A 21,104-nucleotide genomic window follows, 5' to 3' on the forward strand; every position below is an offset into this window, starting at 1 on the left:
GCTTCGCCATCGTGTTCGGCAAGCAGCTGTATGGCGGCCTCGGGCAGAACCCCTTCAACCCGGCCATGCTCGGCTACGTGGTGGTGCTGATCTCCTTCCCCATCCCCATGACCAGCTGGCCGGCGCCGCACAGCGTCGGCGCCTGGGAGGGCGTGCAGCAGATCCTCGGCCTGGCCGCCCTGCCCGACGGCTGGAGCCAGGCCACCGCCCTGGATGCGCTGAAGGTCAACAAGAGCCTGACCATCGACGAGCTGTGGGCACAGAACCCGGCCTTCGGCAGCTTCGGCGGCAAGGCGGTGGAATGGGTCAACCTGGCCTTCCTGCTCGGCGGCCTGCTCCTGCTCTGGAAGAAGGTCATCGGCTGGCACGCCCCGGCCGGCATGCTCGGCGCCCTGTTCGTCATGAGCCTGCTGTTCTGGAACGGCTCGGGCTCGGACTCCAACGGCTCGCCGCTGTTCCACCTGCTGACCGGTGCCACCATGCTCGGCGCCTTCTTCATCGTCACCGACCCGGTCAGCGGTGCCACCAGCAACCTGGGGCGGATCATCTTCGGCGCCGGGGTCGGCATCCTGGTCTACATCATCCGCACCTGGGGTGGCTACCCGGATGGCGTGGCCTTCGCCGTGCTGCTGATGAACCTGGCCGCCCCGACCATCGACTACTACAGCCGCCCGCGCACCTACGGCCACCGCAAGGTCGAGCGCGGCTTCAAGCTGGGAGAATGAGCGTGCTGCCGGAAATCTCCCGTTCCATGCTGAAGAACGCCCTGGTGCTCGGCCTGTTCGCCGTGGCCACCGTGGGCACCGTGGCCGCCATCCAGCAGGGCACCGCCGAACGTATCGCCGCCGCCGAGCGCGAAGCCAGGGTGCAGGCCCTGGCGCAGATTCTGCCGGCCGGCAGCTACGACAACCATCTGCTCGACAGCAGCCGCCTGGTGCAGGACGAGCTGCTCGGCAACAAGAGCCCCACCCCCGCCTACCTGGCCACCCTCGGCGGCCAGCCCAGCGCGGTGATCCTGCAGGTCACTGCGCCTGACGGCTACAGCGGCTCAATCCGCCTGCTGGTCGGGGTGCAGGTCGACGGCCGCCTGGCCGGCGTGCGCACCCTGCAGCACCGCGAAACCCCCGGCCTGGGCGACAAGATCGAACTGGCCAAGAGCCCGTGGGTCCGCAGCTTCGACGGCACCTCCCTGAGCGACCCGGACGAGGCCGGCTGGGCAGTGAAGAAGGACGGCGGCCAGTTCGACCAGTTCGCCGGCGCCACCATCACCCCGCGCGCGGTGGTCAAGGCAGTACACAAGGCGCTGCAATACTTTGACAAGCACAAGGCCGAGTTGCTGGCCCCCGTGGAGACTCCGAATGGCTAGTTACCGCGAAATCGCCATCAACGGCCTGTGGAAGAACAACCCGGGCCTGGTCCAGCTGCTCGGCCTGTGCCCGCTGCTGGGGGTGAGCAACTCGGTGGTCAACGCCCTCGGCATGGCCATCGCCACCGCCCTGGTACTGGCCTGCTCGAACGCCGCGGTGGCGCTGATCCGCCGCCAGGTCACCGATGCCGTGCGCCTGCCGGCCTTCGTCATGATCATCGCCGCGCTGACCACCTGCATCGAGTTGCTGATGCAGGCCTTCACCTACGAGCTGTACCAGATCCTCGGCATCTTCATCCCGCTGATCACCACCAACTGCATCATCCTCGGCCGTGCCGAGGCTTTCGCGGCGAAGAACAGCGTGGCCCACGCCAGCTTCGACGGCCTGATGATGGGGGCCGGCTTCGGCGGCGTGCTGCTGGCCATCGGCGCGGTGCGCGAACTGCTGGGCACCGGCATGCTGTTCGCCAACATGCAGCTGCTGTTCGGCCCCATCGCCGCCGACTGGCAGCTCAACCTGCTGCCCGGTTACCAGGGCTTCCTGCTGGCCATACTGCCGCCGGGCGCCTTCCTCGTCCTCGGCCTGCTGATCGCCCTGAAGAACCGCATCGACGAGCAGCTGGCCGAGCGCGCCAAGGCCGTGGAGCCCGCGGCACCGGCCGCTAGCCGCCGCGTGCGGGTCACCGGGGTGATCGAATGAACGCCGCCAAACGCTTCGAGATCTTCAGCCGACTGCGCGAGGACAACCCGGAACCAAAAACCGAGCTGGCCTACAGCACACCCTTCGAGTTGCTGGTCGCGGTGACCCTGTCCGCCCAGGCCACCGACGTCAGCGTCAACAAGGCCACGGCCAAGCTGTTCCCGGTGGCCAACACGCCGGAGGCCATCTACGCCCTGGGCGTCGAAGGGCTGTCCGAGTACATCAAGACCATCGGTCTGTACAACAGCAAGGCGAAGAACGTCATCGAAGCCTGCCGCATCCTGATCGAAAAGCATGGCAGCGTGGTACCGGATAACCGCGAGGATCTGGAAGCGCTGCCAGGGGTCGGCCGCAAGACCGCCAACGTGGTGCTCAACACCGCCTTCCGCCAGCCGGCCATGGCGGTGGACACGCACATCTTCCGGGTCAGCAACCGCACCGGCATCGCCCCCGGCAAGAACGTGCTGGAGGTGGAGAAGAAGCTGCTCAGGTTCGTGCCCAGGGAGTTCCTGCTGGACGCCCACCACTGGCTGATCCTGCACGGCCGCTACGTGTGCCAGGCGCGCAAGCCGCGCTGTGGCAGCTGTCGCATCGAAGACCTGTGCGAATACAAGGCCAAGACTTCCGACGATTGATTGGCCATTGATCCAGCCAATATCACGATTGAAAAAATCTTTTTTACCGGCCCTGGCTTTGTCGCTATAAGGTGCGCCATCAGCATTCCGCAATCTGGAGTGGGCCCGATGAGCACAGTCAAAGAAGACCTCGAACTCGACGAAGACCTGGTCGTGGAAGAAGCCGACGACAGCGGTGAGCGCGTGGTGGAAGTCGCCAAGACCAACCTGACCAAGCGCCGCATCATCGACAACTACCTCGAAGAGCGTCGCCTGCAGAAGCAGCTCAACGACTACGACTTCGACCTCTGAACCAGCCCATGAAAAAGCCCCGCCAGTGCGGGGCTTTTGCTTTCAGCCTACCGCCTGCAAGCGGTGACGCTCGAGCTTGTTGGCATACATGGCGGCATCGGCCTGGGTGAGCAGACTGTCCAAACCCTCCCCATGCCGCAACGAGGATTCGGCCAGGCCGACACTCAGCGACAGCTGTCGACCGGTGTTGCGCTGAAACATCCGCAGCGCTGCCTGCAGGCGCTTCAGCACATCCTCGCCACTGTTGTAGTCGCTGGCCAGCACGACGAACTCGTCGCCACCCAGGCGCGCCACCACATCGGTGCTGCGGAACAGCGAGCGCAGCAGCTGGGCGGCATCGATCAGCATGGCGTCGCCAGCGGCATGACCGAAGCGATCATTGGTCAGCTTCAGATAGTCCAGATCGGCATACAGCAGCAGGCAGCGCCCCTGGCGACGACGCGCCGCCTCCAGTTCGCGCTCGGCCAGCAGGAGGAAGCCGCGCCGGTTGTACAGCCCGGTCAGTTCGTCGGTCAGCGACAGCTGGCGCACCGCCTGCTCGGCCAGCTCGCGCTCGCGGATCTCGCGCTGCAGGCGACGATTGGTCTCAGTCAGCTGCGCGGTGCGCTCCGCCACCCGCTGCTCCAGTTCGGCATAGACCTGAATGTTCTCCAGGGCGATGGAAGTGGAATCGGCCAGCGCCTGCAGCAGCTCCACCTGGGCGTCACTGGCCTGGTGCCAGCTGGCCCAGTAGGTGCCGATGGCCCCTATCGGGTCGAGGGTGCGGATCGGCACCATGACCAGGCTCTTGACGAAGGTCGGCCGGTAGGCGTCCTGGGGGACACGTGGGTCCTGGTAGATATCGGGAATGACCGTGGCCTGGCGGTGCTGCATCACCCAGCCGCTGATGCATAGCTCCAGAGGAAAGCGCTGCCCCTTCCACAGGGGCGAGATGGCATCCTCGTCGCGGTAGTGACAGCAATCGCCATCGCGCAGGACGAAAGTGGCGCCGTCGGCGCCGGTCAGCCCGCGGGCCGCCTGGCGGACGATCTCCGCCACGCGATCCACATCCCTAGCCATCGACAGCTCCTGCACCGCCCGGATCAGGCGGTAGGCATGCTTGTCAGTAGCCATGAGCAACTCCTGAGAGTCCACTCGATTGATAAGCCATTACTTGAAGCCTAGCAGTTTTCAGTCGCTGCGCTTGGGCGACAGCAGCTCGATCTTGTAGCCGTCCGGGTCCTCGACGAAGGCCAGGATGCTGGTACCGTGCTTCATCGGCCCCGGCTCGCGGGTGATCTTGCCGCCACGCGAGCGGATGTCCTCGCAGGCCTTGTAGACGTCTTCCACTTCCAGGGCGATGTGGCCGTAACCGGTGCCGAGCTCGTACTGGTCGACGCCCCAGTTGTAGGTCAGCTCGATCACGCTGTTCTCGGCCTCGTTGCCGTAGCCGACGAAGGCCAGGGTGAACTGGCCGTCCGGGTAGTCCTTGCGGCGCAGCAGGGTCATGCCCAGCACTTCGGTGTAGAAGGCGATGGAACGGTCCATGTCGCCGACGCGCAGCATGGTATGCAGCAGTCTCATCAGGTTTTACCTCTTCGTAAAAACAGAACCCCGGCTCGTGGCCGGGGTTCGTCTGGCACGGGCGTTCAGCTTATCAGAACAGCTTGCGGCCCTTGCCGGCGGCGATGCGCATGCGCAGGGCGTTGAGCTTGATGAAGCCGGCCGCGTCCGCCTGGTTGTAGGCGCCGCCGTCTTCCTCGAAGGTCGCGATGTTGGCGTCGAACAGCGAGTCGTCGGACTTGCGGCCGACCACGATGACGTTGCCCTTGTACAGCTTCAGGCGCACCACGCCGTTCACGTTGGCCTGCGAGGCGTCGATCATCTGCTGCAGCATCAGACGCTCCGGGCTCCACCAGTAGCCGGTGTAGATCAGGCTGGCGTACTTGGGCATCAGCTCGTCTTTCAGATGGGCCACTTCGCGATCCAGGGTGATCGACTCGATGGCGCGGTGGGCGCGCAACATGATGGTGCCACCGGGGGTCTCGTAACAGCCGCGCGACTTCATGCCGACGTAGCGGTTCTCGACGATATCGAGGCGGCCGATGCCGTTGGCGCCGCCGATGCGGTTCAGCTCGGTGAGCACCTGGGCCGGGGTCATTTCCTTGCCGTCGATGGCGACGATGTCGCCCTTGCGGTAGGTCAGCTCGATATAGGTCGGGGCGTCCGGGGCCTTCTCCGGGGAGACGGTCCACTTCCACATGTCTTCTTCGTGCTCGGTCCAGGTGTCTTCCAGCACGCCGCCCTCGTAGGAGATGTGCAGCAGGTTGGCGTCCATGGAGTACGGCGACTTCTTCTTGCCGTGGCGCTCGATCGGGATGGCGTGCTTCTCGGCGTAGTCCATCAGCTTCTCGCGCGACAGCAGGTCCCACTCGCGCCAGGGGGCGATCACCTTCACGCCCGGCTTCAACGCGTAAGCGCCCAGCTCGAAACGCACCTGGTCGTTACCCTTGCCGGTGGCGCCGTGGGAGATGGCGTCGGCGCCGGTCTCGTTGGCGATCTCGATCAGGCGCTTGGCGATCAGCGGGCGGGCAATGGAGGTACCCAGCAGGTACTCGCCTTCGTAGATGGTGTTGGCGCGGAACATCGGGAAGACGAAGTCGCGGACGAATTCTTCGCGCAGGTCGTCGATGTAGATTTCCTTGACGCCCATGGCCTGAGCCTTGGCGCGGGCCGGCTCGACCTCCTCGCCCTGACCGAGGTCGGCGGTGAAGGTCACCACTTCGCAGTTATAGGTGTCTTGCAGCCACTTGAGGATCACCGAGGTGTCCAGGCCACCGGAATAGGCCAGAACTACCTTCTTAACGTCCGCCATGCCAATCAACTCCACGGGGTTGTACGGAAAACCGGGGATTCTACCGGCCAGGACGGCCGATTTACAGGGGCGCGACAGACACGGGCGACAAAGCGACAGATTTGTTCGTCGGTGCGACTCAGGAGGCGGTCGTCGGTGCCGCTGGAGCGGCCGGTGCCGGCGCAGGCTCGGTGGCCGCCGGCGGGGCCGGTTCGGGAGCCGGTTCGGGCACCGGCTCGCGGGACAGGGTCATGGTCACCCGGCGGTTCTTCGCCCGGTTGGCCTCGCTGTTGTTCGGCACCAGCGGATAACGCTCGCCATGGAAGCGCACCACTATCTGCTCCGCCGGTATGCCATTGGCCTTGAGGTATTCCTCGACGGCCAGCGCCCGGCGCCGCGACAGATCACGGTTGCTCAGGCGGTTGCCGCTGTTGTCGGAGTGGCCGTCGAGCTGGATGCGATTGACGCTGGGATCGGCCTTGATGAAGTCGAGGATGATGTCCAGCTTGGCCTGGGCCAGCGGCTCCAGCGTCGCGCCACTGGGAAAGTCGAGCTGGGTCTGGCGAATCTGGTCGAAGTTGACCGGCAGCAGGCCGGCGGTGCACTTGAGGTAATCGTTGTAGGCCTGGTTGAAGCGCACAGGCAGCAGCCGTACCTCCAGGCTGTCGCCGCCCTGCAGGGTACGGTGGCGCACCAGCGGGCTACGCCCTTCCATCAGCCCGGTGAGCAGTCTTCCGGCCTGCTCCTGGCTGCTGTTGAAAGGTACCAGGCCGCTACCGACACTGAGCGCCCCCAGATTGATATCGCCGCGCCCCGGCTGCCAGGGTGCCGCCGCCGCCAGCAGGGTTGCCGAACCGGTCCCCATCCAGCGCTCGTTCATCTTGACCCGGAAGGTGGCCTGCTCGCCGGCACGGCGCACGAACTCACCACTGCCGAAGTCGGCAATCGGCTGACTCAGGCGGCATTCGAACTGGTCACCCTCGACCTTCCACTCCACCTTCTCCATGCGCGTCTGGAAGGTAATGGCCGCAGCCGGCATGCACCAGGGCAGGCAGGCGAGCAGGCTGAGCAGGAGGAAGCTGGGCTGGCGCAAGGTCGGCTCCGAGGGGAGATGCGGCTATCACAGCCCATATCGGCGGCGGCGCTGGAAACTTGAAAGGCAGAAGGGGGCGCACGAAACGGGAACAGCCACCGAGGCAAAACTGGTAGCATTCGCAGCACGTTTCACCTGCCGGGAACTCCCATGTCCGACCGCCTTACCCTGCTGCGCCCAGACGACTGGCACATCCACCTGCGCGATGGCGCCGTCCTGCAGCACACCGTCCGCGATGTCGCGCGGACCTTCGCCCGCGCCATCATCATGCCCAACCTGGTACCGCCGGTGCGCACCGCCGCCGAGGCCGAGGCCTATCGTGCACGCATCCTGGCCGCTCGCCCGGCCGGCAGCCGCTTCGAGCCGCTGATGGTGCTCTACCTCACCGACAAGACCACAGCCGCCGACGTGCAGGCCGCCAAGGCCAGCGGCTTCGTGCATGCCGCCAAACTCTACCCGGCCGGTGCCACCACCAACTCCGACTCCGGTGTGACCAGCATCGACAACATCTTCCCGGTGCTCGAAGCCATGGCCGAGGTCGGCCTGCCGCTGCTGGTACATGGCGAGGTGACCCGCGCCGAGGTCGACGTATTCGACCGCGAGAAGCGCTTCATCGACGAGCACCTGACTCGCGTGGTCGCGCGTTTCCCGAGCCTGAAGGTGGTGTTCGAGCACATCACCACCGGCGACGCGGCGCAGTTCGTGCGCGAGGCTCCGGCCAACGTCGGCGCCACCATCACCGCCCACCACCTGTTGTACAACCGCAACCACATGCTGGTCGGCGGCATCCGCCCGCACTTCTATTGCCTGCCGATCCTCAAGCGCAACACCCACCAGGATGCCCTGCTGGATGCCGCCACCAGCGGCAACCCGAAGTTCTTCCTCGGCACCGACTCGGCGCCGCACGCCAAGCACGCCAAGGAAGCCGCCTGCGGCTGCGCCGGCTGCTACACCGCGCACGCCGCCATCGAGCTGTACGCCGAAGCCTTCGAGCAGCGCAACGCGCTGGACAAGCTGGAAGGCTTCGCCAGCTGCCACGGCCCGGATTTCTACGGCCTGCCGCGCAACACCGACCGCATCACCCTGGTCCGTGAGGACTGGGTCGGCCCGACCGAACTGCCGCTGGGCGAGCAGGTCGTGATTCCCCTGCGCGCCGGCGAGAAGCTGCGCTGGCGCCTGCAGGAGGACCAGGCATGAGCGAGGAACAGTTCGACGACGAACTCGACGGCAGCCTGCCGTCCGGCCCGCGCCACCCGATGGCGGCACGCTTCCGCGGCTACCTGCCGGTGGTGGTGGACGTCGAGACCGGCGGTTTTAACTGCGCCACCGACGCCCTGCTGGAGATCGCCGCCACCACCATCGCCATGGACGAAGGTGGCTTCCTCTATCCGGACCACACCCACTTCTTCCGCATCGAGCCCTTCGAGGGCGCCAACATCGAGGCGGCGGCGCTGGAGTTCACCGGCATCAAGCTGGATCACCCGCTGCGCCAGGCGGTGAGCGAGGAGCATGCGCTGACCGAGATCTTTCGCGGCCTGCGCAAGTCGATCAAGGCCAATGGCTGCAAGCGCGCCATCCTGGTAGGCCACAACAGCAGCTTCGACTTGGGCTTCCTCAACGCCGCGGTGGCCCGTTGCGACATCAAGCGCAACCCCTTCCACCCCTTCTCCAGCTTCGACACCGCCACCCTGGCCGGCCTCGCCTACGGCCAGACCGTGCTGGCCAAGGCCTGCCAGGCCGCCGGCATCGACTTCGACGGCAAGGAGGCGCACTCGGCGCGCTACGACACCGAGAAGACCGCGGAGCTGTTCTGCGGCATCGTCAACCGCTGGAAGGAAATGGGCGGCTGGGACGAGTTCGACCAGTAGGCATCACCCGTGCAGACAAGAAACCGGCCCAGGCCGGTTTTTTGTTGCCCGCGCCTGGCCGGCCAGCGCTCGCAATCCTGCCCGGAGCGCCCAGGCGCAGTGTTTCCGGAAACAAACGCAATGCGGCAGTGAAGATTTCTCTTCAATCTTTGACAAGCATTCTCATTAACATTAGTATCCTTCGCCAACAGCCATTCCACCTCCTGACTAGAGCCTGCAGCATGTACGTTTGCCTGTGCCACGGTGTGACAGACGGTCAAATTCGCGAAGCCATCTACGAAGGTTGCTGCAGCTATCGTGACGTGCGCGACAGCCTCGGCGTCGGCACCCAGTGCGGCAAGTGCGCCTGCCTGGCCAAGCAGGTGGTGCGCGACACCCTCGGCGAGCTGCAGAGCGGCCAGGCCGCCCTCGCCTGCCAGGCCAGCTTCGTCGCCGCCTGAAGCTCGTACATACGAAAAAGCCGGACCCAGGTCCGGCTTTTTTATGCCCGCAGGAAAACCTCAGACCTGAGGCACGCCACTGTGGAAGCGGAATTCGATATCGGGCGATTCGATCAGCTCACGCTCGGCCTCGCGTACCCGCACGACGACGGCATCGACATCGCGCGCCTCGCCATACTGGTAGGCCAGCTTGAGATAGCCTTGGAAATGCCGGGCCTCGGACTTGAGCAGGCCGCCATAGAACTTGCCCAGTTCCTCGTCCAGGTGCGGCACCAGGGCCTCGAAGCGCTCGCAGCTGCGCGCCTCGATGAAAGCCCCGACCACCAGGGTATCCACCAGCTTGTGCGGCTCATGGCTGCGCACCAGCTTGCGCAGCCCCGAGGCATAGCGCGAGGCAGACACGGGGCGCAGCTCGATGCGACGCTTCTTCATGATGCGCAGCACCTGCTCGTGGTGCACCAGTTCCTCGCGGGCCAGGCGCGACATGAAGTTGATCAGGTCCAGCTGCTGGTTGTACTTGGCGATCAGCGCCATGGCGGTGGAGGCCGCCTTGAACTCGTTGTTCTTGTGGTCGATCAGCAGGGTTTCCTGGTCGGCCAGGGCCGCCTCGACCCAGGCGCCGGGCGTGGAACAGGCGAGAAATTGCGGAATATCGGGCAGAGTCACGGGGAACTATCCACTGCAGAGGATGCTGGCAGGCTGGGCCGGGGCGGGCCATTATACGGGGGAAGGCGCGCGGGGCCAGCGATGCCGTGATGCAGGTCAAGACCGCCGCCAGCGGCCGCCTCTATAGTGGGCTGCATTCAAGCACCTCAAGCACAGGGAGACGCTCATGCAAGCCATACGCAGCATTCTGGTGGTGATGGACCCGCAACATCCCGAAGTCCTGGCGATGAAACGCGCCAAGCTGATCGCCAGCGTGACCCAGTCGCACCTGCACCTGCTGGTCTGCGACAAGAAGGGCGACCACAGCGCCTTCCTCACCGAACACCAGGCGGCCCTGCAGCAGGAAGGCTTCGACGTGAGCATCCAGCAGGCCTGGCACGAGAGCCTGTATCAGACCATCATCGTGGTGCAGCAGGCCGAGGGCTGTGGCCTGGTGGTCAAGCAGCACGTGCCGGACAATCCGCTGAAGAAGGCCATCCTCACCCCCGAGGACTGGAAGCTGCTGCGCTACTGCCCGGGCCCGGTGCTGATGGTCAAGACCGACACGCCCTGGACCGGTGGCGTGATCCTGGCCGCAGTGGATGTCGGCAACAGCGATGCCGAGCACCGTACCCTGCACTCCGGCATCGTCAGCCATGGCTACGACATCGCCAACCTGGCCAAGGGCACCCTGCACGTGATCAGCGCACACCCCTCGCCCATGCTCTCGGCGGCCGACCCGACCTTCCAGCTCAAGGAGACCATCGAGGCGCGCTACCGCGAGCAGTGCAAGGCCTTCCAGGCCGAGTACGACGTCAGCGACGAGCGCCTGCACGTCGAGGAAGGCCCGGCCGATGTGCTGATTCCCTTCACCGCCAACAAGCTCAGCGCAGTGGTCACGGTGATCGGCACCGTGGCGCGCACCGGCCTGTCCGGGGCGCTGATCGGCAACACCGCCGAGGTGGTGCTGGATGCCCTGGAAAGCGATGTGCTGGTGCTCAAGCCGGATGAGATCATCGCCCACCTGGAAGAGCTGGTCGCCCAGCGCTGAGCCGCGCCCCCATGAAAAAAGCCGCCCGCGGGCGGCTTTTTTCATGGCCTCGTCTCAGACCCGGACTTCCACGCCCTCACGCAGGAAGCGCGGCGCTATGTAGCGCTCGTAGTGCGCCTCGGAGAGCAGGAAGAACTCGCGATCGATGGCCTCACGCAGCGCCGGCAGCTCCCAGTCGCGGAACTCCGGCAGCAGGACCAGGCCATAGGCATCCAGGCGGCTGATCAGGCGCGAGGCGCGGGCGATCAGCTGGTAGGCCCAGCAATACTCGGACTGCTCGGGCACGAAACGCACCTGATGCTGCTCCAGCTGGGCACGCAGGCGCTGCGGATCGAATACCTCGACCTTGCCCTGCATTACCTGCACCAGCAGCACTTCCAGGCGCCGCCAGACCGCGCGCTTCTCGTCCTCGCCATAGGCGTTCCAGTTCACCACCTCATGATGGAAACGCTTGCAGCCGCGGCATACCTGGTCGCCGTAGACGGTGGAACAGAGGCCGACGCAGGGCGTCTTGATGCGCTGATTGGACATGGGCGAGGAGAAACGGGCGCTGTGAAACGGCGGTCCATGATAGCGACTCCCCCGGGCAGGGTCACCATGACCCACCAGACCTTTGTCGACTTGCCAGACAAGCGACAAGCAGTAGCCTGGGAACCCGATCGGATCGGGGTTCGCGCTTAACTTTGGCGTCCCGTTCCAGTAGAATCGGGCCGCCTTTCTAGGCGTCGATGTCCGTCAGAAGCTGTTTTCAAAGCGTCACGAGCACAGTTATCCGCCAGGAACGATGTTGGCGCCGGGTTCAGCGGAACCCGCGCCAGCCCTCATCCCTCTCGCTTCCTGCGGCGTAAAACTTTGAAAGCAGCTTCTAGTATGAGGCTGTCGACCCGCCGGCCAGTGCGCTCACAAAGCGCAGCGGCGCGACGGGCGACGGTTTTATGGATGAGCGTTGCGGGCCACCGCGACCACTGATGAGGGTAATAACTGTGCTTGAAGCCTATCGCAAACACGTAGAAGAGCGCGCCGCACTGGGCATCGTGCCCCAGCCGCTGAACGCCGAGCAAACCGCAGGCCTGGTCGAGCTGCTGAAGAACCCGCCGGCAGGCGAAGAAGCCTTCCTCGTTGACCTGATCACCAATCGAGTTCCCGCTGGCGTGGACGAAGCCGCCTACGTCAAGGCCGGCTTCCTGTCCGCCCTGGCCAAGGGCGAAGTCAGCTCCCCGCTGCTCTCCAAGACCCGTGCCGTCGAGCTGCTGGGCACCATGCAGGGTGGCTACAACATCACCACCCTGGTCGAGCTGCTGGACAATGCCGAGCTGGCCACCGTTGCCGCCGAGCAACTCAAGCACACCCTGCTGATGTTCGACGCCTTCCACGACGTCGCCGAGCGTGCCAAGAAGGGCAACGCCGCCGCCAAGGCCGTGATGCAGTCCTGGGCCGAGGGCGAGTGGTTCCAAAACCGCCCTGCCGTTCCGGAAAAAGTCACCCTGACCGTATTCAAGGTCACCGGCGAAACCAACACCGACGACCTGTCGCCGGCCCCGGATGCCTGGTCGCGCCCGGACATCCCGCTGCACGCCCTGGCCATGCTGAAGATGGCCCGCGACGGCATCAACCCGGACCAGCCGGGTTCCGTCGGCCCCATCAAGCAGATGGAAGCGCTGAAGGCCAAGGGCTACCCGGTGGCCTACGTCGGTGACGTGGTCGGTACCGGTTCCTCGCGCAAGTCCGCCACCAACTCGGTGCTGTGGTTCTTCGGCGACGACATCCCCTTCGTGCCGAACAAGCGCGCCGGTGGTTTCTGCTTCGGCACCAAGATCGCCCCGATCTTCTACAACACCATGGAAGACGCCGGCGCCCTGCCGATCGAATTCGACTGCACCAACCTGGCCATGGGCGACGTCATCGACGTGTACCCGTACAAGGGTGAAGTGCGCCGCAACGGCAGCGACGAGCTGGTCACCACCTTCCAGCTGAAGACCGACGTGCTGCTCGACGAAGTCCGCGCCGGCGGCCGTATTCCGCTGATCATCGGCCGCGGCCTGACCGAGAAGGCCCGCGCCGAGCTGGGCCTGGCCCCGTCCACCCTGTTCAAGAAGCCGGAATCCCCGGTCGACAGCGGCAAGGGCTTCACCCTGGCGCAGAAGATGGTCGGTCGCGCCTGCGGCCTGCCGGAAGGCAAGGGCGTGCGCCCGGGCACCTACTGCGAGCCGAAGATGACCACCGTCGGCTCCCAGGACACCACCGGCCCGATGACCCGCGACGAGCTGAAGGACCTGGCCTGCCTGGGCTTCTCCGCCGACCTGGTGATGCAGTCCTTCTGCCACACCGCCGCCTATCCGAAGCCGATCGACGTCACCACCCACCACACCCTGCCGGACTTCATCATGACCCGCGGCGGCGTGTCCCTGCGTCCGGGCGACGGCATCATCCACAGCTGGCTGAACCGCATGCTGCTGCCGGACACCGTCGGTACCGGTGGCGACTCGCACACCCGCTTCCCGCTGGGCATCTCCTTCCCGGCCGGTTCCGGCCTGGTGGCCTTCGCCGCCGCCACCGGCGTGATGCCGCTGGACATGCCGGAATCCGTACTGGTGCGTTTCAAGGGCAAGCTGCAACCGGGCATCACCCTGCGTGACCTGGTCCATGCCATCCCCTACTACGCCATCCAGCAGGGCCTGCTGACCGTCGAGAAGAAGGGCAAGAAGAACATCTTCTCCGGCCGCATCCTCGAGATCGAAGGTCTCAACGAGCTGACCGTCGAGCAGGCTTTCGAGCTGTCCGACGCCTCCGCCGAGCGTTCCGCTGCCGGTTGCACCATCAAGCTGCCGGAAAGCGCCATCGCCGAGTACCTGAAGTCCAACATCACCATGCTGCGCTGGATGATCGGTGAAGGCTACGGCGATGCCCGTACCCTGGAGCGTCGCGCCCAGGCCATGGAAGCCTGGCTGGCCAAGCCGCAACTGCTGGAAGCCGACAAGGACGCCGAGTACGCCGCCGTGATCGAGATCGATCTGGCCGACGTCAAGGAGCCGATCCTGTGCGCCCCGAACGATCCGGACGACGCCCGCCTGCTGTCCAGCGTGCAGGGTCGCAAGATCGACGAAGTGTTCATCGGTTCGTGCATGACCAACATCGGTCACTTCCGCGCTGCCGGCAAGCTGCTGGACAAGGTCAAGGGCGGTATCCCGACCCGTCTGTGGCTGGCTCCGCCGACCAAGATGGACCAGCACCAGCTGACCGAGGAAGGCTACTACGGCATCTACGGCAAGGCCGGCGCGCGCATGGAAATGCCGGGTTGCTCGCTGTGCATGGGTAACCAGGCGCGCGTGCAGACCGGTGCCACTGTGGTCTCCACTTCCACCCGTAACTTCCCGAACCGCCTGGGCGACGCCACTGACGTCTTCCTGGCCTCGGCCGAGCTGGCCGCCGTTTCCTCGATCATCGGCAAGCTGCCGACCGTCGAGGAGTACATGGCCTACGCGAAGGATATCGACAGCATGGCTGCCGACATCTACCGCTACCTGAGCTTCGACCAGATCGCCGAGTACCGCGAAGCAGCGGCCAACGCGAAGATCCCGGTCATCCAGGCCTGAGCCTAGCCGAATGAAGAAGCCCCGCCCCGTGCGGGGCTTTTTCTTGACGCAGCTCAGCCGCTCGCCCCCAGGCCCGGCTAGAGTGATGGATAGCCTCTCCAGCCCAGGAGCCCGCCATGAAACGCACCCTCTGCATCACCCTGCTCTGCCTGTTTGGCCTCGTCGGCTGCGCCAGCGAGTACATCATCACCACCAGCGATGGCCAGATGCTGGTCAGCCACGGCAAACCGGAATTCGACAAGGACACCGGCATGCTCGAATTCGAGGACAGCGAAGGCCGCAAGCAGCAGATCCCCCAGGCCAACGTGAGGCAGATGCTGGAACGCTGACTCGCCCGTGCTCTGCGCAAACCCCGCTTCGGCGGGGTTTTGCGTCTCTGGCATATGGTTTGCAAAGTTGTAGTCAGCAGAACTTTCTCCAACGGCGGAGTCAGTTCACAGACAATGGCGTCGTTTCCGGCCACCGCCCCGCGGCGGCCAGGAACGGCGCCTTTTTGTTCAACGGCGGAACAAAGACATGACCGACAGCAGCACCACCCGAAGCGATGCCCTGGCCTGGGTCGCGGGCAGCGATGCCCCGGAAAAGAGCGCACTGAATCTGGGCTTCATGGCCCTGACCGACTCCGCCTCGCTGATCGTCGCCGCCACGCAGGGCTTCGCCCAGCCCTACGGCCTGACCCTCAACCTGCAGCGCCAGGCCTCCTGGGCCGGCCTGCGCGACCGCCTGCTGAGCGGCGAGCTGGATGCCGCGCAGATGCTCTACGGTCAGGTCTACGGCATCGACCAGGGGCTCGGCGGCCCGGCTACCGAGATGGCCATTCTCATGGGCCTGTGCCAGAACGGCCAGGCCATCAACCTGTCGCAGCCGCTCAAGCAGGCTGGCGTGACCAGTGCCAAGGCACTGGCCGCACGCGTGCGCCAAGGTGGTGCAAAGCTCACCTTCGCCCAGACCTTCCCCACCGGCACCCATGCCATGTGGCTGTACTACTGGCTGGCGGCCCAGGGCATCCATCCGCTGGAGGACGTCAGCACCGTGGTGGTGCCGCCCTCGCAGATGGTCGCCCACCTGCGCGCGGCCCGTATCGACGGCTTCTGCGCCGGCGGCCCCTGGGGCGCCCTGGCGGTCGAGGAAGAGCAGGGCTTCACCCTGGCCACCAGCCAGGACATCTGGGCCGACCACCCGGAAAAGGTGCTGGGCGTGACTCGCGCATTCGCCGAACAGTACCCTAACACCGCCCGCGCCCTGACCATGGCCGTGCTGGAGGCCAGCCGCTTCATCGACGAGAGCGAGGAGAACAAGCGCGGCACCGCGCAGCTGATCAGCGGCAGCGAGTACGTCGACGCCCCGCTCTCGGCCATCGCCCCGCGCTTCCTCGGCCAGTACGAGGACGGCCTCGGCCACGCCTGGCTGGACGCCCATCCGCTGCGCTTCTTCGCCGGCGGCGAAGTGAACATGCCGTGGCTGTCCGACGGCATCTGGTTCCTCACCCAGTTCCGCCGCTGGGGCCTGCTCAGGGACGATCCGGACTACCTCGGCATCGCCCGCCGCATCCACCGTCTGGACCTCTACCGCAGCGCCGCCGAGGCCCTGGGCGTGCAGGTGCCGGAACACGCGATGCGCCGCTCCACCCTGCTCGATGGCAGCACCTGGGACGGCAGCGACCCGGCCGGCTACGCCCGCTCCTTCGCCATTCATGCGCGCGCCGACAGCGCCGCCGCCATCGCCCTGTAACGGATCGAGATAGAAACCAGATGCTACGCATACTCCTGATCAACGATACGCCGAAGAAGGTCGGCCGCCTGAAGAGTGCGCTGATCGAGGCCGGTTTCGAGGTGATCGACGAATCCGGGCTGACCATCGACCTGCCCGAGCGGGTCGAGGCGGTGCGCCCCGACGTCGTGCTGATCGACACCGAGTCGCCCGGCCGCGACGTGATGGAACAGGTGGTGCTGGTGACCCGCGACCAGCCGCGACCGATCGTCATGTTCACCGACGAGCACGACCCGCAGGTGATGCGCCAGGCCATCCAGTCCGGGGTCAGCGCCTACATAGTCGAGGGCATCCAGGCCGAGCGCCTGCAGCCGATCCTCGACGTGGCCATGGCCCGCTTCGAGAGCGACCAGGCCCTGCGTGCCCAGTTGCAGGCGCGCGACGCCCAGCTGGCCGAGCGCAAGCGCATCGAACTGGCCAAGGGCCTGTTGATGAAGATGAAGAGCTGCAACGAGGAGGACGCCTACACCCTGATGCGCCGCCAGGCCATGAGCCGCCAGCAGAAGCTGATCCAGGTGGCCGAGCAGATCATCGCCATGCACGACATGCTCGGTGAATGACCGCCCGGGCGGTACAACTGTACCGCCCGAAAGCCAACTGTTACCCCCGCTGCAATGGCACAGAGACCCACTGTACGGTTACCTGCAGACAACTGTGTATCTGCTGCAACGGCCGGCCACTGGCTATCGTGAAGGCATATCCCAGCCTGTCACGGACCCGCCATGAGCCTTGATGAACGCCAGCTGCTCGCCGCAGCCGACCGCCGCGCCCTCGCCTACTTCGACGCCACCCCCGAGCGCAGGGTCTTCCCCGACGCCGCCGCCATTGCTGCGCTGGGCGCCTTCGACCAGGCGCTGCCACAGCGCGGCCAGGAGCCCGAGCAGGTACTGCGGCAGCTCGACGAAGTCGGCTCGCCGGCCACCGTGGCCAGCAACGGCCCGCGCTACTTCGGCTTTGTCATCGGCGCCACCCTGCCGGCCGCCGCTGCTGCCGAACGCCTGGTTCTGGCCTGGGACCAGTGCGCCTCCTCCTTCGACAACTCGCCGGCCGCCGACCGCCTGGAGAAAGTCGCCGGGCGCTGGGTCTGCGAAGCCCTCGGCCTACCCCGCGAGAGCGCCGTCGGTTTCGGCACCAGCGCCACCGCCTGTACCCTGGCCTGCCTCTCGGCAGCCCGCCGTACGCTGCTGGCCCGCCTGGGCTGGGACTTCGACGCCGACGGCCTGATGGGCGCGCCGGAGATCCGCGTGGTGCTCTCGGAAACCGCGCACATAACCGTGAAGAAGGCCCTGCGCATCCTCGGCTTCGGCATGAACCGCCTGCACTACGCCGCGGTCGATGCCCACGGGCGTATCGACCCGGCGCGCCTGCCGGCGCTGGACGCGCGCACCCTGCTGATCCTGCAGGCCGGCGAAGTCAACACCGGCGAGTTCGACCACTTTGCCGAGCTAATCCCCAGGGCCCGCGAGGCCGGCGCCTGGGTACATGTCGACGGCGCCTTCGGCCTGTGGGCCAGGGCTTCCTCTTCGGCGCACCTGGCCGAGGGTGTGGAGCTGGCCGATAGCTGGACCAGCGACGGCCACAAGTGGCTGAACACCCCCTATGACAGCGCCATGGCCATCTGCCGCGACGCCGACGCCCTGGCCGCGGCGATGAACAGCGATGCCGCCTACGCCACGGCGAGCAAGGATGCGCAGAAGAACCTGACCCTGGAATTCTCCCGCCGCGCCCGTGGCGTGGCGATCTGGGCGGCGCTGGCCAGCCTCGGCCGCGACGGCCTGCGCGAGATGATCGACCGCCATATCCGCCAGGCCGGCGAGCTGGCCGAGGCTCTGCGCGCCGGTGGCTACCAGGTGCTCAACCGCGTGGTGCTCAACCAGGTACTGGTGCGCGGCGACTCGGATGAGCAGACCGTCGCCATCCGCGAAGCGGCCCAGGCCAGCGGCGAGGTCTGGTTCGGCCCGACCATCTGGCAGGGCCGCCCGGCCTTCCGCCTCAGCCTGTCGTCCTGGCGCACCCGGGACGCGGACGTGCAGGCCCTGGCCGATCTGCTGCTGCGCCTGAAGCGACAGCTCTGACGCGGCAACTCCCCTCTCCCACACGTGGGAGAGGGGCTGGGGAAGAGGGAGTTGGCTCAAAGCCCCTCTCCCCAGCCCTCTTCCGTAAACGGGAGAGGGAGCAAAGCGAGCCGTACCTACCCCACTCACTGTTATGGGGATAGGTAAGAAGATCGCAACCAGGCTCTGACAACTGCTCCGCCCCATTGCCGCAGAACTGCTCTGGACAACGGCAGGCCCGCCCCCTTATCTTCGCGCCAGGCCACACGCAGGTGGCCTGCGTCGCTCGGACGGTTCCGGGCGCTTACGTACTTCGAGGACAGCATGGCCGACAACGCCAAGCGCCGCTTTGCGCGCATCGATCGTCTCCCCCCCTACGTTTTCAACATCACCGCCGAACTGAAGATGGCCGCCCGCCGCCGTGGCGAGGACATCATCGACTTCAGCATGGGCAATCCGGACGGCGCCACCCCGCCGCACATCGTCGAGAAGCTGGTGCAGGTCGCCCAGCGCGAAGACACCCACGGCTACTCCACCTCCCGCGGCATCCCTCGCCTGCGCCGCGCCATCTCGCGCTGGTACAAGGACCGCTATGACGTGGAGATCGACCCGGAAAGCGAAGCCATAGTCACCATCGGCTCCAAGGAAGGCCTGGCGCACCTGATGCTGGCCACCCTGGACCACGGCGACACCGTACTGGTGCCGAACCCCAGCTACCCCATCCACATCTACGGCGCGGTGATCGCCGGCGCCCAGGTGCGCTCGGTGCCGCTGGTGCCGGGCGTGGACTTCTTCGCCGAGCTGGAGCGGGCCATCCGCGAAGCCATTCCGAAACCGAAGATGATGATCCTCGGCTTTCCCTCCAACCCCACCGCGCAGTGCGTGGAGCTGGACTTCTTCGAGCGCGTGGTGGCCCTGGCCAAGCAGTACGACGTACTGGTGATCCACGACCTGGCCTACGCCGACATCGTCTACGACGGCTGGAAAGCCCCGTCGATCATGCAGGTGCCGGGGGCCAAGGACATCGCCGTGGAGTTCTTCACCCTGTCCAAGAGCTACAACATGGCCGGCTGGCGTATCGGCTTCATGGTCGGTAATCCGGAGCTGGTCAGCGCACTGGCGCGGATCAAGAGCTACCACGACTACGGCACCTTCACCCCGCTGCAGGTAGCGGCGATTGCCGCCCTGGAAGGTGATCAACAATGCGTACGCGATATTGCCGAGCAGTACCGGCAGCGCCGCAACATGCTGGTCAAGGGCCTGCACGAGGCCGGCTGGATGGTGGAGAAGCCCAAGGCCTCCATGTATATCTGGGCCAAGATCCCCGAGCCCTATGCCCAACTGGGCTCGCTGGAGTTCGCCAAGAAGCTGCTGCTGGAGGCTAAGGTCTGCGTCTCGCCGGGCCTGGGCTTCGGCGATTATGGCGACGACCACGTGCGCTTCGCCCTGATCGAGAACCAGGACCGTACCCGTCAGGCCATCCGCGGCATCAAGGCGATGTTCCGCGCCGATGGCCTGCTCGAGGCGCCCCCTGCCAAACCGAAACGCGCCACCGGCAAGGCCAAGCCTGCAGCGGTGTAAAAAGGCCAAGGCCCCGACACGAGTCGGGGCCTTTTCATTTCAGCCCGAGTAATCCAGCGCCGTCCAGGCCCGCGACAGGTCGCTGGCGATGCTGCAGCCAGGCCGCTCCAGGGCCTCGCCGGCGCCATGCGCCAGGCGCGTCACCTCACCCTCGCCACCGCGCTCGGTCAGCCACTGCAGGCGGCCGCAATTGGGGGTATCGATCACGTAGCTGGCGGCGATGCTCGACTCCTGCCCCGGCAGCTTGACCACGTCGAGCACCCTGCCAGCCTCCTCCACCCGCTTGCCGTCGCGCACCAGCACGGCCCAGGCCGCGCCGCCTTCGATCACCAGGTAGGCACCATTGGCCTTGGGTTGCTCCAGCTGCGGCTGGGCACAGCCGGCCAGCACGGCCAACAGCAGAATTGTCATGAGCTTGTGGTGCATATAAGCGACTCCTGTTCCGACTTCGGTTGCGATGCGCCGACGGCACTTTAGCTGTACTATTATCCAGTAGTGTTTATTTGTACAGCGCTTTTCGTTTACTCTTTTGTGGCCCTGGAACCCGAGGAGATCGACCATGCTGGACGTACTGCAGCTGAAGAACAAAGTGAACCAGATGCCGCTGGAGAGCATCCGCGCCACGGTCGACGAGCTGCGCCTGGAGGGTCTGGTCACCGGCAGCAAGACGCCCTTCAAGCGGGTGCATTTCAACACCTGCTTCGCCGAGATCGAGGCACTGCTGCAGCGCGCCGGCTATCACCGCCCGGTCGACGTGGTCGGCTACCAGGGCCAGGCCTACGCGCTGTTCGACTCCGGCCGCTGGGAAGCGGTGGAAGTGCTGCGCTGGCTCAAGGAATACGTCGAGGAGGCGCAGCGCCAGCGCGTCTGAAGCGCCAGCGTTCCGAACCAAAAGCGTTCACGCCCGTGCAGGCCAGGCTCCTGCACGGTGCAGATCCACCTCCCGCCCCTGCGCCTGCCACAGCCTCGTCCATCCCTCGCAGCATCTCCTAAGCCACTGATTCACAAGCCATCTGCAAGCCAGCGAGGCGCATGACAGGCCCTCCGTTGCCGTCGACCACAGAGCGTGCGGAAAAACTGGCAAGCCCCTTGCAAAAGCCCTGTCAGATTCCAGCGCAGCACACCAACGGCGGTGAGCCGCGGATCACGGACAACGGCGTCCGTCAGAACTCCCTCCCCCATCG

The 21,104-nt window shown here is 65.8% G+C and carries 23 protein-coding genes; 16 read left to right on the top strand and 7 right to left on the bottom strand.

From position 1 onward, the window contains the following. The 5 genes from DMO17_RS10095 to DMO17_RS10115 all read left to right on the top strand — a co-directional run. Positions 1-725, top strand: a 725-nt coding sequence (locus DMO17_RS10095) for an RnfABCDGE type electron transport complex subunit D (protein ID WP_110682371.1), incomplete at its 5' end; no start/stop codon positions are given. Between the two features lie 2 nt (positions 726-727). Further along, positions 728-1,366, top strand: coding sequence for an electron transport complex subunit RsxG (gene rsxG, locus DMO17_RS10100; RefSeq protein WP_181418777.1), 639 nt, complete (start codon positions 728-730; stop codon positions 1,364-1,366). Next, positions 1,359-2,066, top strand: a complete 708-nt coding sequence (locus DMO17_RS10105; RefSeq protein WP_110682372.1) for an electron transport complex subunit E — start codon at positions 1,359-1,361, stop codon at positions 2,064-2,066. The genes rsxG and DMO17_RS10105 overlap by 8 nt, the downstream gene beginning before the upstream one ends. Beyond that, a complete protein-coding gene (gene nth, locus DMO17_RS10110) occupies positions 2,063-2,701 on the top strand; it encodes an endonuclease III (RefSeq protein ID WP_110682373.1) in 639 nt (212 codons plus the stop codon). Before DMO17_RS10105 ends, nth begins: the two co-directional genes overlap by 4 nt. 108 nt (positions 2,702-2,809) lie before the next feature. After that, entirely contained in the window at positions 2,810-2,992 is a 183-nt protein-coding gene (locus DMO17_RS10115) for a PA3496 family putative envelope integrity protein (RefSeq protein WP_110682374.1), read from the top strand. Between the two features lie 42 nt (positions 2,993-3,034). On the opposite strand, the gene DMO17_RS10120 is transcribed toward DMO17_RS10115, so the two are convergent. The 4 genes from DMO17_RS10120 to DMO17_RS10135 form a co-directional block, all read right to left on the bottom strand. Continuing rightward, positions 3,035-4,105 carry a GGDEF domain-containing protein gene (locus DMO17_RS10120; RefSeq protein WP_181418770.1) on the bottom strand — a complete coding sequence of 357 codons (1,071 nt, stop codon included), beginning with the start codon at positions 4,103-4,105 and terminating at the stop codon, positions 3,035-3,037. Between the two features lie 57 nt (positions 4,106-4,162). Beyond that, positions 4,163-4,555, bottom strand: coding sequence for a lactoylglutathione lyase (gene gloA / locus DMO17_RS10125; RefSeq protein ID WP_110682375.1), 393 nt, complete (start codon positions 4,553-4,555; stop codon positions 4,163-4,165). 73 nt (positions 4,556-4,628) lie between these two features. After that, the gene (locus DMO17_RS10130; protein ID WP_110682376.1) at positions 4,629-5,846 is read right to left on the bottom strand and encodes an argininosuccinate synthase; all 1,218 of its coding nucleotides are present in this window, start codon (positions 5,844-5,846) and stop codon (positions 4,629-4,631) included. A 118-nt stretch (positions 5,847-5,964) separates the two neighbouring features. Continuing rightward, entirely contained in the window at positions 5,965-6,864 is a 900-nt protein-coding gene (locus DMO17_RS10135) for a flagellar protein MotY (protein ID WP_146224918.1), read from the bottom strand. A gap of 204 nt (positions 6,865-7,068) precedes the next feature. Between DMO17_RS10135 and pyrC the strand changes: the two genes are divergently transcribed. The 3 genes from pyrC to DMO17_RS10150 all read left to right on the top strand — a co-directional run bounded on the left by pyrC (position 7,069) and on the right by DMO17_RS10150 (position 9,226). Next, positions 7,069-8,115, top strand: coding sequence for a dihydroorotase (gene pyrC / locus DMO17_RS10140; protein ID WP_110682378.1), 1,047 nt, complete (start codon positions 7,069-7,071; stop codon positions 8,113-8,115). Beyond that, on the top strand, positions 8,112-8,786 hold the full coding sequence (gene rnt, locus DMO17_RS10145) for a ribonuclease T (RefSeq protein WP_110682379.1): 675 nt from the start codon (positions 8,112-8,114) through the stop codon (positions 8,784-8,786). The genes pyrC and rnt overlap by 4 nt, the downstream gene beginning before the upstream one ends. 221 nt (positions 8,787-9,007) lie before the next feature. Further along, entirely contained in the window at positions 9,008-9,226 is a 219-nt protein-coding gene (locus DMO17_RS10150) for a bacterioferritin-associated ferredoxin (protein ID WP_110682380.1), read from the top strand. A 60-nt stretch (positions 9,227-9,286) separates the two neighbouring features. On the opposite strand, the gene DMO17_RS10155 is transcribed toward DMO17_RS10150, so the two are convergent. Next, the gene (locus DMO17_RS10155; RefSeq protein ID WP_110682381.1) at positions 9,287-9,892 is read right to left on the bottom strand and encodes a MiaE family protein; all 606 of its coding nucleotides are present in this window, start codon (positions 9,890-9,892) and stop codon (positions 9,287-9,289) included. Between the two features lie 166 nt (positions 9,893-10,058). Here DMO17_RS10155 and DMO17_RS10160 point away from each other — a divergent pair, with 166 nt between their 5' ends. Continuing rightward, positions 10,059-10,922, top strand: coding sequence for a universal stress protein (locus DMO17_RS10160; protein WP_110682382.1), 864 nt, complete (start codon positions 10,059-10,061; stop codon positions 10,920-10,922). 54 nt (positions 10,923-10,976) lie between these two features. Here the strand turns inward: DMO17_RS10160 and DMO17_RS10165 are convergent, their stop codons facing one another. Beyond that, complete coding sequence (locus DMO17_RS10165) at positions 10,977-11,453, bottom strand: DUF1289 domain-containing protein (protein WP_110682383.1); 477 nt, start codon at positions 11,451-11,453, stop codon at positions 10,977-10,979. A gap of 452 nt (positions 11,454-11,905) precedes the next feature. Here DMO17_RS10165 and acnB point away from each other — a divergent pair, with 452 nt between their 5' ends. The 6 genes from acnB (at position 11,906) to alaC (ending at position 19,920) form a co-directional block, all read left to right on the top strand. Further along, the gene (acnB, locus tag DMO17_RS10170) at positions 11,906-14,515 is read left to right on the top strand and encodes a bifunctional aconitate hydratase 2/2-methylisocitrate dehydratase (protein ID WP_110682384.1); all 2,610 of its coding nucleotides are present in this window, start codon (positions 11,906-11,908) and stop codon (positions 14,513-14,515) included. 116 nt (positions 14,516-14,631) lie between these two features. Then, entirely contained in the window at positions 14,632-14,844 is a 213-nt protein-coding gene (locus tag DMO17_RS10175; RefSeq protein ID WP_110682385.1) for a YgdI/YgdR family lipoprotein, read from the top strand. A 187-nt stretch (positions 14,845-15,031) separates the two neighbouring features. Continuing rightward, positions 15,032-16,246, top strand: coding sequence for a CmpA/NrtA family ABC transporter substrate-binding protein (locus DMO17_RS10180; RefSeq protein WP_110682386.1), 1,215 nt, complete (start codon positions 15,032-15,034; stop codon positions 16,244-16,246). A 20-nt stretch (positions 16,247-16,266) separates the two neighbouring features. Then, positions 16,267-16,845 (top strand): ANTAR domain-containing response regulator, encoded by a 579-nt coding sequence (locus DMO17_RS10185; protein ID WP_110682387.1) that lies wholly within the window; start codon positions 16,267-16,269, stop codon positions 16,843-16,845. Between the two features lie 162 nt (positions 16,846-17,007). Continuing rightward, positions 17,008-18,360 carry a pyridoxal phosphate-dependent decarboxylase family protein gene (locus DMO17_RS10190; protein WP_110682388.1) on the top strand — a complete coding sequence of 451 codons (1,353 nt, stop codon included), beginning with the start codon at positions 17,008-17,010 and terminating at the stop codon, positions 18,358-18,360. A gap of 303 nt (positions 18,361-18,663) precedes the next feature. Continuing rightward, positions 18,664-19,920, top strand: a complete 1,257-nt coding sequence (gene alaC, locus DMO17_RS10195) for an alanine transaminase (protein WP_110682389.1) — start codon at positions 18,664-18,666, stop codon at positions 19,918-19,920. A gap of 39 nt (positions 19,921-19,959) precedes the next feature. Here the strand turns inward: alaC and DMO17_RS10200 are convergent, their stop codons facing one another. Continuing rightward, positions 19,960-20,346, bottom strand: coding sequence for a hypothetical protein (locus DMO17_RS10200; RefSeq protein ID WP_110682390.1), 387 nt, complete (start codon positions 20,344-20,346; stop codon positions 19,960-19,962). A 133-nt stretch (positions 20,347-20,479) separates the two neighbouring features. Between DMO17_RS10200 and DMO17_RS10205 the strand changes: the two genes are divergently transcribed. Then, positions 20,480-20,791 (top strand): transcriptional regulator, encoded by a 312-nt coding sequence (locus DMO17_RS10205; RefSeq protein WP_110682391.1) that lies wholly within the window; start codon positions 20,480-20,482, stop codon positions 20,789-20,791. Positions 20,792-21,104: the final 313 nt, after the last annotated feature.

This window comes from Aquipseudomonas alcaligenes, assembly GCF_003205495.1.
GTDB classification, from domain to species: Bacteria; Pseudomonadota; Gammaproteobacteria; order Pseudomonadales; family Pseudomonadaceae; genus Aquipseudomonas; species Aquipseudomonas alcaligenes_B.

Excerpts from the sequence above, each read along its gene's own strand:
- DMO17_RS10105 (WP_110682372.1), top strand. The coding sequence starts at position 1,359 with ATGGCTAGTTACCGCGAAATCGCCATCAACGGCCTGTGGAAGAACAAC.
- nth (WP_110682373.1), top strand. The coding sequence starts at position 2,063 with ATGAACGCCGCCAAACGCTTCGAGATCTTCAGCCGACTGCGCGAGGAC.
- DMO17_RS10115 (WP_110682374.1), top strand. The coding sequence starts at position 2,810 with ATGAGCACAGTCAAAGAAGACCTCGAACTCGACGAAGACCTGGTCGTG.
- DMO17_RS10120 (WP_181418770.1), bottom strand. The coding sequence starts at position 4,105 with ATGGCTACTGACAAGCATGCCTACCGCCTGATCCGGGCGGTGCAGGAG.
- gloA (WP_110682375.1), bottom strand. The coding sequence starts at position 4,555 with ATGAGACTGCTGCATACCATGCTGCGCGTCGGCGACATGGACCGTTCC.
- DMO17_RS10130 (WP_110682376.1), bottom strand. The coding sequence starts at position 5,846 with ATGGCGGACGTTAAGAAGGTAGTTCTGGCCTATTCCGGTGGCCTGGAC.
- DMO17_RS10135 (WP_146224918.1), bottom strand. The coding sequence starts at position 6,864 with ATGCCGGCTGCGGCCATTACCTTCCAGACGCGCATGGAGAAGGTGGAG.
- pyrC (WP_110682378.1), top strand. The coding sequence starts at position 7,069 with ATGTCCGACCGCCTTACCCTGCTGCGCCCAGACGACTGGCACATCCAC.
- rnt (WP_110682379.1), top strand. The coding sequence starts at position 8,112 with ATGAGCGAGGAACAGTTCGACGACGAACTCGACGGCAGCCTGCCGTCC.
- DMO17_RS10150 (WP_110682380.1), top strand. The coding sequence starts at position 9,008 with ATGTACGTTTGCCTGTGCCACGGTGTGACAGACGGTCAAATTCGCGAA.
- DMO17_RS10160 (WP_110682382.1), top strand. The coding sequence starts at position 10,059 with ATGCAAGCCATACGCAGCATTCTGGTGGTGATGGACCCGCAACATCCC.
- DMO17_RS10165 (WP_110682383.1), bottom strand. The coding sequence starts at position 11,453 with ATGTCCAATCAGCGCATCAAGACGCCCTGCGTCGGCCTCTGTTCCACC.
- DMO17_RS10175 (WP_110682385.1), top strand. The coding sequence starts at position 14,632 with ATGAAACGCACCCTCTGCATCACCCTGCTCTGCCTGTTTGGCCTCGTC.
- DMO17_RS10180 (WP_110682386.1), top strand. The coding sequence starts at position 15,032 with ATGACCGACAGCAGCACCACCCGAAGCGATGCCCTGGCCTGGGTCGCG.
- DMO17_RS10185 (WP_110682387.1), top strand. The coding sequence starts at position 16,267 with ATGCTACGCATACTCCTGATCAACGATACGCCGAAGAAGGTCGGCCGC.
- DMO17_RS10190 (WP_110682388.1), top strand. The coding sequence starts at position 17,008 with ATGAGCCTTGATGAACGCCAGCTGCTCGCCGCAGCCGACCGCCGCGCC.
- alaC (WP_110682389.1), top strand. The coding sequence starts at position 18,664 with ATGGCCGACAACGCCAAGCGCCGCTTTGCGCGCATCGATCGTCTCCCC.
- DMO17_RS10200 (WP_110682390.1), bottom strand. The coding sequence starts at position 20,346 with ATGCACCACAAGCTCATGACAATTCTGCTGTTGGCCGTGCTGGCCGGC.
- DMO17_RS10205 (WP_110682391.1), top strand. The coding sequence starts at position 20,480 with ATGCTGGACGTACTGCAGCTGAAGAACAAAGTGAACCAGATGCCGCTG.